Origin of the sequence: Bacillus sp. ISL-4 (assembly GCF_018613275.1) — a bacterium.
Lineage (GTDB): Bacteria > Bacillota > Bacilli > Bacillales > DSM-1321 > Peribacillus > Peribacillus simplex_E.
Genome location: NZ_JAGGQN010000075.1, coordinates 1 through 9,348 on the forward strand (window position 1 = coordinate 1; position 9,348 = coordinate 9,348).

Below are 9,348 nucleotides of genomic sequence, written 5' to 3' on the forward strand. Positions count from 1 at the left end.
TAACGCTTGGTACAATGTAGAACCATCAAGGTTAAAGGAGTATCCAGTCGGAATAACAAATGTAGCAATATGTTTCGGACATCCCGCTTTCTCCATTTTTTCCATGAGTCTCGGAAGAACCGCTTCTGAACTTGCAGTAGAGAAAGCAAGAATCAATTCTTCTTTTAGAAGTTTAATCAACGTAAAGATATTGAATCCGACAAATTTCGCAATAAGACCAAGAATGACTATTACAAAGAAAATCATTGTTCCGTATACAGAAAGCGCTAACTTTCCTAGCGGAATTAAAGATTCCAAACCGAACTTGGAGATCGTCACACCGATTAGTGCAAATACACCGATAGGAGCGAATTTCATGACCATGTTAGTTAGGTAGAACATTCCTTCAGCTGTACCTTGGAAGAAACGGAATACTGGTTTACCCTTTTCACCGATGGCCGCAATACTAAGTCCAAACAACACGGAGAAGAAAATGATCGCTAGCATATCGCCTTGTACCATAGCTTGAACTGGATTGGATGGTACAATGTGAACGAGTGTATCTACAAACGATTCATGCTGCTTAGTTTCTGCTGTATCCACATATGTGGAAATATCAGTTTGTTCCAGCTTATCCATATTCACACCAGCACCAGGCTGGATGATATTCGCTGAAATTAAACCAACAGCAATCGCTATCATAGTTACTGCAACAAAGTATGATAATGATTTAGCACCTAGCTTACCTACCGCTTTCAAATCGCCTACACCAGCAACTGCAACGATAAGGCTTGAAACGATGATCGGCACTACAATCATTTTAATCATTCGTAGGAAAATGTCTCCGAATGGCTGTAAAAAGTTTTGGGCCGTCTCATTACCATAAAAAATGGCACCAACGATAATCCCTAAAATTAAACCAATGAAAATTTGGCTAGCTAAACTTAATTTGAATTTCTTCATTTACTTTCCTCACCTTCCATAAAGTCTTTGATGCAAAAACATTTTTGTCTCGGTAAGGGAAACAAGATACTAATAAAAGAAAGTAATTTTTCTTTTTTGAAAAACTCTGTCTTTACGCCGAAAAAAAAGACACTTCATGTGTCGATTTCTTATAGGCGTACATGTTCCCTTGAAGACGCTGACGAGGTTAGCTGTCGGGTTAGGATTGGAAACACAAAAAGCCCTTTCATTTCTGAATTCACCCCTAGCGGATAAAATCCACAAAAATGGGTCCCCCGTTCTTGGAATAAGATTAAGCGAGTTAACTTATAATAAAATATTATACTAAAAATGATAATCTGTAAATATTTATTCTCATCCGTTCTAGAAAAAATCTTTAAATATGTCTGAATATTCTGTATTAATAGCCATTGTATCTATAATTACTCTTCCCGATTTTTAATCACTTAAGTTATATTGATATAATTAATAAATAATTTGACATCACCTCTCTTGTTGAAGGAACGGTTATTTTTCCAAAATGCCAAGTAACAGATATCTTACTTTTTCCCTAGAGGTGAATTTTTTATAAGTTGCAACTTTCACTTTTTTAAATTGAATCGGAGTAATAAAATTAGAATGGTTCTTCACTGCCACATTCGGCTTCAGCAGTATGACGTCACCTACCGACGGTCCCTTTATGATTTCTTGCTTTCCTTCTGCTTTAAGCCCTTTTGTAATGTAATGTTTATCCACATATCCTTTTTTAGTCAATTTGTAAGTATAAGGCTGTTTTTGGTAATATACCGCCTCTATAGGAACGGAGGATACACCGGCTTTCTCATTGGTTATTACTGTAAGATCCACTTTGGATCCCACCAACAAAGGTTCCGTTTCTTCGCCTTCCGGTTCGATTAAAGCCTGAAATGGAAATCTGTTATCTTTTTTTAACGACGGCTCTTCAGCTGGATAGGAATGGATACGGCCTATCGTTCCTTTCAATGTCTTTTTTGAATCAGAGGAACTTGCTTTTATAGTCATGCCCACTTCAGCCTTTTTCATTTCCTCTTCGGAGAATTCCCCTTCAATTGCCATATTTGTAGAAACAATGGATATGATGGGATTATTCAGGTTTTTATTGATATTTTTAACTACACCATCAGCCTCGCTCGTCGTCGCAATCGCATTGGACTGCTCCTCAATTGAACTTAATTTAGCGTCAAGCATTTTCACTTTTTCATTCAAACTGTTTTTTTCCAGTTCCTGCTTGTACATTTCTTGCTCAATGTTACTTTTAATAAGATCCGTCGAGCTTGTTGTTAAATCAATACTCAAGTTTTTTTCCACCGATTCATCAATGGCCACTTTTCCAGAATCACTGGCCAGGGTTCCTTGATAAGACCTCAACTTGCCTATGTATTCTTCAATCCCTGCAATTTCTCCCTCAGCTGCCGTTTTCTCCGCTTCTAAATCCGCTTTTAGCGCATCAAGTTCGGTCGTCGTATACTCAAACAACGAGGAGCCAGCCGTAATCGCATCGCCTTCTTTTACAAGGAATTTCTTAAAATCATTTTTCTTGCTATCGAAATAGATATCATACTCTTCTACAGGTTTAATTACCCCATTTGTTTGAATAGTATCCGTAATTGTATCCTTTTTTACCTCTGTCCAGTTTTCAACGAAAACAGTTCGTTCCACTTTGCTTTCTTTTTTTTCAAGAAGGTATATGTTAACGGTTATTAACACTATCGACGCAATCGAGACCGCTGCTATTTTCCATTTTCCGCTCATTCTTTTCACCCGCCTTATACAAATACGCCTACTTGGATGTATGCTAAAAAGGCTTTAACAAACCATGTGGCCAGATAGAATAGAACAATCATTAAAAGGACCAAATAATTATTTCGTTGTGAAAATTCCTTTAAATAAAAATATTGCAGAGCAATAATAAGAAATTGAAAAATGGTGATTTCGCTGAAAAAGTGAATGAAATAATCACTTCTGAGAAAATACTGACTGATGATCCCCAATGAAAAAGGATTGGCATCGCTGCCTATATCCATTAAAACGAATAGAGGGATCAGTAATATTTTTTCCACTAACTGCAAACCAAAAAGAATCATTTGAACGATGACCAATTTTATATATGGGATATCAGTAACGATCCAAAAGAATAGAGCTGCTAAAAATATGTATATGGAAGGGTCGAGTATGCCTGTTATTATATTGCCGCTCAAAATCAGCAACTTTGCTGCTTCGAATTCATTGGCACTCATCGTCGTGATTTCTTTGGAAAATGATTCTGAACCAATGCCAAAATATCCCCCAATGGCGAATACTATAAGACTAAGAAAATATAAAAATAGTAATTTCAATCCAAGCTTTGTGACTGCCTCTGCTTTTTGCAGCTGATAACGACTCCGATAAGGCTTTAAAATGCCCTTTAACAATCCGACCTGGTACACCATATGTGGTCCTCCTGCAAAAAATGATATTTCATCATATATTTTATCTTATTTTGGAAACAATTGCAGAAATAAGGGATGAATATACAAAAAAAATACATAAGCCCTTCCCTTCAAATTTAATCCCCACACTAATTTGGTGTTAAGAGTGTCTTCTTCCCATCACTTGTACTTTTCCTAAGCCCCGCTTTTGAAACTCATTAACAAATGAAAAAAGAGGCTATACGCCCCTTTCAGTAAAGCCTTCATATATTCAACAAATAATCCTTCATCATCAAGATAAGCTTTGAACTCAAGGGACTTCTTTTTTCATTTTTTTCCAAAAATAACAAAAGACTTTCCAAGATGATGGGGCTTGGCCTAACTTTTGAAAACTCTTCCTGGATCGCCTTTAAAGCTTCCGTATTCTTATTTGGTTCCATTCCCTCTTCCTTACGTGTTTCCACTTCCAGCATCCTGACGATGATCGAATGGATTTCCTCTTTTGGGCTCATATCCCGCATCGAGCATCCTGGTAAGGGAAATTGTTTCAATAATGGATCTTCCATGTTCTCCAGGCTTGCGATGATTGAATCCATCCGGTTCAATATGAAGCTAGGTAACAATTCCACATCGAAAGCATTTTGTTTCCTGATCAATATTCCGATATATCCTTTGAAAAGGGAATCCAAAATTATGGTGCAATCCGGCAAAAGATCAGCAGAAAGTCCCGGGTATAACTCAATGATTTTACGCTTGAACCAAATCAAGCCCTCTTCATGGATATAATGTAAAAATCTATCTAGTTCTTTGCTGATATGAACCATTTGTTCCTGCATCATCATTTGAATCAAGTTGGTATTTCCCGTCATATGCTCAATGTGAACGGTGATCTGCCTCATGAATTTGTCTTTACTGGACAATGAAGCATCCAGTTCAAGATCAAGCAATGAATCCGTCAACGCTTCATAATAAAATTTAAAAATGGAGACCAGTAATTCTTCCTTCGATTTAAAATGATTATAAAAAGACCCCTTTGCTATTCCACATTTTTCTGCTATTTCCTGAACGGAAGTGGCATGATAGCCTTTCTCCGCGAAAAGCTCTACAGACTTATCTATGATCATCTTATTTTTTTCTTTCATCAAATTCATCCTATCTCTTAAAATTGTCCATTGGTGACCAATGGGTCACTTCTTCCAAATTGTATCCCAAAACCCTTGAAATCACAACGTTAACACTACTGAATATTATCTGTTGCAATCATAATCCATATACTATATATTTGAGTTTGTGACCGAGTAGTCACAATTTTATGTATGGAGGGTACAAGCTTGAATTCAATAATTAAATTTTCATTAAAGAATAAATTGGCAATCTGGTTGCTTACGATCATCATCGTTGCAGCTGGTTTATACTCCGGTTTAAACATGAAACAAGAAACCATTCCTAGCATCTCGACTCCTTTAATAAGCATCTCCACTGTATATCCTGGAGCTGCACCTGAAGAAGTAGCAGATAAGCTCACAGACCAGATTGAGCAGAAAGTAACAAATTTGCCAGGAGTCGAATTAGTCAGTTCATCGTCCATGGCTAATGCCTCTTCCGTCCAATTACAATATGATTATGATACGGATATGGACGACGCTGTAAAAGAAGTGAAAGAAGCTTTAGAGAAATTAGAACTTCCTGAGGGAGTGGATAACCCAAGCGTATCAAAATTAGAATTAAACGCTTTTCCTGTCGTCGCACTCAGTGTAACAGATAAGGGTTCTAATTTACCAGCTCTTACAAAAAACGTTGAAGAGGTGTTAGTGCCTAAACTTGAAGGAATTGACGGCGTGACATCCGTATCAATTTCCGGACAACAAGTAAATGAGGGCAACCTAGTATTCAACGAGGAAAAAATGGCTCAATACGGGCTCGATGAAGATACCGTAAAGAAGGTTATCCAGGCCGCAAATGTCAACATGCCCCTTGGGATATATAACTTTGATGATAAGGAAAAAACGATCGTTGTGGATGGAAACATCTCCACATTAAAAGACCTGAAAAATATAAAGATACCTTTAACCGGCGGCTCTCAAACAGGAACGCCAGCACAAACCGGACCGGAAACCAATCAATTATCTCCTGAAATGGCAACAGGTCCTGCCCAACTGCAAAACGTCAAATTATCAGACATTGCCGATGTTAAAATCACTGGTAAGGCTGAATCGATTTCAAGAACAAACGGTAGCGAATCGATTGGGATCCAGGTTACAAGATCACCTGATGCCGATACAGTTGCAATCGTAGACGAAGTAAATGATGAAGTTACGAATTTCAAAGAAGATTTTAAAGGCGTAAGTGTACACACTACGCTTGATCAAGCCCAACCGATTAAAGATTCTGTTGAAACCATGATCAGCAAGGCACTCTTCGGCTGTCTGTTTGCCGTCATTGTTATCATGCTGTTCCTTAGGAACTTTAAAACCACTCTCATTTCCGTCATTTCGATTCCATTATCCCTGTTAGCAGCCCTTTTGGTGCTTAAACAAATGGATATTTCATTGAATGTCATGACACTGGGGGCCATGACCGTTGCCATTGGGCGAGTCGTCGATGACTCCATTGTTGTCATTGAAAATATTTATAGAAGAATGGCTTTAAAAGGCGAACAATTAAAAGGCGGCGAATTAATAAGATCAGCCACTAAGGAAATGTTCATCCCTATCCTTTCATCGACAATTGTTACTGTAGCCGTATACCTGCCATTAGCAAGCGTTACAGGACCTGTCGGGGAACTATTCATGCCATTCGCCTTAACAATGGTGTTTGCATTAGTCGCTTCATTAATAATTGCCATCACACTTGTTCCGGCAATGGCAGACTCTTTATTTAAAAAGGGACTATCTAAAAAAGAATTAAAATCACATGAAGAAAAACCAAGCAAACTATCTTCATTCTACCGAAGAGCATTGGATTGGTCGTTAAACCATAAGTTGATCACTTTCGGTACAGCCATTGTATTATTGGTCGGCAGCTTATTCCTAATCCCAAGCATCGGTGTCAGCTTCATGCCTGCAGATGAAGAGAAAACGATTATCGTCACTTACACTCCCGCACCTGGAGAGTTAAAAGAGGATATTGTAAAACAAACAGAAAAAGTAGAAAAATACTTCATGGATAAAAACGATGTGGAGACCGTTCAATACACACTTGGTGAAAGCATGATGGGCGGCATGATGGGCGGCTCGAGTAACTCGGCTCTCTTCTATGTACTCTATGATAAAGACACCGAAAATTTCGGGGACAAAAAAGAAACTGTCATAAAGGATTTAACTGAACTTGATTCACCTGGAACTTGGAAGCAACAAGAATTCACGTCAACATCAAGCAACGAAACCACTCTATTTGTTTACGGAAATACACAAAAAGACATTGAACCGGTAATTGATGATATTCAAAATATCATGAAGAAAAATAAAGATTTAAAAGATGTTGATACAAGTCTTTCCGATGCTTATGAGCAATATACGCTAGTTGCAGACCAGGAAAAGCTAAGCGACCTTGGACTGACAGCTGCACAAATTGGTATGTCCATTGCCAATACGAATAAAGATGATGCTATAACTACGATTAAGAAAGATGGAGAAGAAGTCAAAGTATATGTCGAGACAGAAGAAACGACTTTTGAAGACAAAAAAGATCTTGAGAATACGAAAATTTCTTCTCCAACGGGAATGGAAATCCCATTGAAAGAGCTTGTGAAAATCGAAGAAGGCAAAGCTTCCGATACAATCAGCCGCCGCGATGGAAAAATTTATGCCGACGTGTCTGCAACAATCAAAACGGATGATGTGGCAGCAGTAACAGCGGAGGTACAAAAGGAAGTAGATAAATTAGACCTTCCAGCAAGCGTTTCTATAGACTATGGCGGAGTGACGGAAGATATCCAGGAATCATTCACTCAACTTGGTATCGCTATGTTAGCGGCCGTTGCTATCGTATACTTTGTCCTAGTGGTTACTTTCCATGGTGGTTTAGCACCAATAGCCATTCTCTTCTCCTTACCATTTACGGTAATCGGGGCATTGGCAGGGCTATTCGTTGCAGGTGAGACCATCAGCGTTTCAGCAATGATGGGTGTCCTAATGCTTATTGGTATCGTTGTAACTAATGCCATCGTATTAGTGGACCGTGTTATCAAGAATGAAGAATCCGGGCTATCTACCAGGGAAGCTTTACTCGAGGCAGGATCCACCCGCCTGCGTCCAATCCTGATGACTGCCCTTGCCACAATCGGCGCTTTAATACCTCTGGCAATCGGTGCGGAAGGCAGTGGATTAATATCACAAGGATTGGGAATTACCGTTATCGGCGGACTTGTGAGTTCTACATTGCTAACACTTTTAATAGTGCCGGTAGTATATGAAGTTATAATGAAAATAGGTAAAAAGAAGAAAAAAACAGTTAAGTAACAAAGAAAAAGAAAGAGGGGATTCCTTATATTAGGAATCCCCTCTTTCTTGATTCAACAATTGATCAATATGCTCTTAACATATTAGCCCTTCATACTTCCGGCCCCTTTTGACCGAACTATATTCCTTCTTCTTTTAACCTTCCCCGTCTCATAAGACAAAACGTACTATTCGTCTTTTCCAAGGAAATTTGTTTGTTTTAAAACTTTATTTAAACAAAAAAAGGGAAAGCACCCGCTTTCCCTTTTAATTTCTATAGCTTAGTGTTTGGTGAAAGTTTGATCTATCGCATTTGCCAAATCCAGCGATTCTTCTTTTAAATAACGCTTCGTTACGTTTAAATCTTTATGACCGGCAAGCTTTGATATCGTTTGTATATCTATTCCATTATCCACTAACCTTTGGCAAAAGGTATGTCGCAGTTTATGTGGATGCACATTGTATTTTTTTAATATATATTGAACTGACCTTGGAGTGATCCTTTGATTATAGCTTGAGATGAATAACGGATCCGCTTTTTCTTTTAAAGAATGAAGATAATTTTTTACATGTTGTATAGCCGATAGTGTAAGGGGAACGGATCTATCGATTTCACCTTTTGCGTTCCTGACAAGTATATAATTTCGCTCTGTTTCCATAATGATGTCACGGCCATTTAAGTCACATAATTCTGAAACACGAATTCCAGTATGTAACAAAAGGTAGACGATGGCAATGTTCCTTAGATTGCCTTCTGCTTCTATATCCCTTAACAGGATCTGCTGCTCATTGATGCTTAAAGTTTCAGGTACCTCAAGCTTGTGCTCCTTAACCTTACGTTCCACAGAAAGCATTACTTGCGGTTTGCCTAAAAATTTAAAGAAGACATTTAGGGCGATATAGTGTTTTTCGATTGTCCCTGGGCTTTTCTTGCAATTTTCTAAATAATCAAGATAACCCTGAACATCTTCAGAATGAATCTCCATCAATATCTTTTGTGTCTGGTCACAAAACTGTGAAAGGACACCAGTATACGTTTTGATCGTATTAGCTGATTTGCCTTGGTCTCTCAACCATTCAGCAAACGAAAAAATCATTTCATCTTTAGCAGAGGTATCCATCGGCTATTCCCCCAATGACAGTTTCAGAACTACGTTAAGTTTAACATATATCCCTACAGAAACGAAGAATTCTGTCCCTTTGTCTGAAACAGATATGGATAATACAGATAGGTGTAGAAATTCAGATACATTTATAGTATGTCCTATCATTTATACGGAATATTAGTTTAATTATGGTCCTTTTGAGTCACTACTTTTTTATCAGTTTAAATAAAAAGATACTGTAGGAATATCAACCTCAAAAAAAGACCAGCCAGGGTGGCTGATCTTTTTAAATGGCTTGGCGGCGTCCTACTCTCACAGGGGGAAACCCCCAACTACCATCGGCGCTGAAGAGCTTAACTGCCGTGTTCGGAATGGGAACGGGTGTGACCTCTTCGCTATCGCCACCAAACATAAAAGGAACGTTGTTCCTTCAAA

General features: G+C 38.3%; 6 protein-coding genes, 1 rRNA gene and 1 riboswitch. Of the genes, 1 reads left to right on the top strand and 6 read right to left on the bottom strand.

Annotated elements, in window-relative coordinates:
- The 4 genes from J7J00_RS26965 to J7J00_RS26980 form a co-directional block, all read right to left on the bottom strand.
- Window positions 1–942, bottom strand: a 942-nt coding sequence (locus J7J00_RS26965; protein WP_214796165.1) for a cation:dicarboxylate symporter family transporter, incomplete at its 3' end; no start/stop codon positions are given.
- A gap of 161 nt (window positions 943–1,103) precedes the next feature.
- Window positions 1,104–1,251, bottom strand: a riboswitch (cyclic di-AMP (ydaO/yuaA leader).
- Between the two features lie 198 nt (window positions 1,252–1,449).
- Window positions 1,450–2,712 carry an efflux RND transporter periplasmic adaptor subunit gene (locus J7J00_RS26970; protein ID WP_214796167.1) on the bottom strand — a complete coding sequence of 421 codons (1,263 nt, stop codon included), beginning with the start codon at window positions 2,710–2,712 and terminating at the stop codon, window positions 1,450–1,452.
- A gap of 14 nt (window positions 2,713–2,726) precedes the next feature.
- Window positions 2,727–3,389: a hypothetical protein gene (locus J7J00_RS26975; RefSeq protein WP_214796169.1), complete on the bottom strand. Its 663-nt coding sequence runs from the start codon at window positions 3,387–3,389 to the stop codon at window positions 2,727–2,729.
- Window positions 3,390–3,631: 242 nt separating this feature from the next.
- A complete protein-coding gene (locus J7J00_RS26980; RefSeq protein ID WP_214796172.1) occupies window positions 3,632–4,510 on the bottom strand; it encodes a TetR/AcrR family transcriptional regulator in 879 nt (292 codons plus the stop codon).
- A 189-nt stretch (window positions 4,511–4,699) separates the two neighbouring features.
- Here J7J00_RS26980 and J7J00_RS26985 point away from each other — a divergent pair, with 189 nt between their 5' ends.
- Complete coding sequence (locus tag J7J00_RS26985) at window positions 4,700–7,828, top strand: efflux RND transporter permease subunit (protein WP_214796174.1); 3,129 nt, start codon at window positions 4,700–4,702, stop codon at window positions 7,826–7,828.
- Between the two features lie 260 nt (window positions 7,829–8,088).
- Here J7J00_RS26985 and J7J00_RS26990 read toward each other — a convergent pair whose 3' ends face one another.
- Both J7J00_RS26990 and rrf read right to left on the bottom strand, forming a co-directional pair.
- Window positions 8,089–8,928 carry a tyrosine-type recombinase/integrase gene (locus J7J00_RS26990; RefSeq protein ID WP_214796176.1) on the bottom strand — a complete coding sequence of 280 codons (840 nt, stop codon included), beginning with the start codon at window positions 8,926–8,928 and terminating at the stop codon, window positions 8,089–8,091.
- Window positions 8,929–9,206: 278 nt separating this feature from the next.
- A 5S ribosomal RNA gene (gene rrf, locus J7J00_RS26995) occupies window positions 9,207–9,322 on the bottom strand.
- Window positions 9,323–9,348: the final 26 nt, after the last annotated feature.

Excerpts from the sequence above, each read along its gene's own strand:
- J7J00_RS26980 (WP_214796172.1), bottom strand. The coding sequence starts at position 4,510 with ATGAAAGAAAAAAATAAGATGATCATAGATAAGTCTGTAGAGCTTTTC.
- J7J00_RS26975 (WP_214796169.1), bottom strand. The coding sequence starts at position 3,389 with ATGGTGTACCAGGTCGGATTGTTAAAGGGCATTTTAAAGCCTTATCGG.
- J7J00_RS26990 (WP_214796176.1), bottom strand. The coding sequence starts at position 8,928 with ATGGATACCTCTGCTAAAGATGAAATGATTTTTTCGTTTGCTGAATGG.
- J7J00_RS26970 (WP_214796167.1), bottom strand. The coding sequence starts at position 2,712 with ATGAGCGGAAAATGGAAAATAGCAGCGGTCTCGATTGCGTCGATAGTG.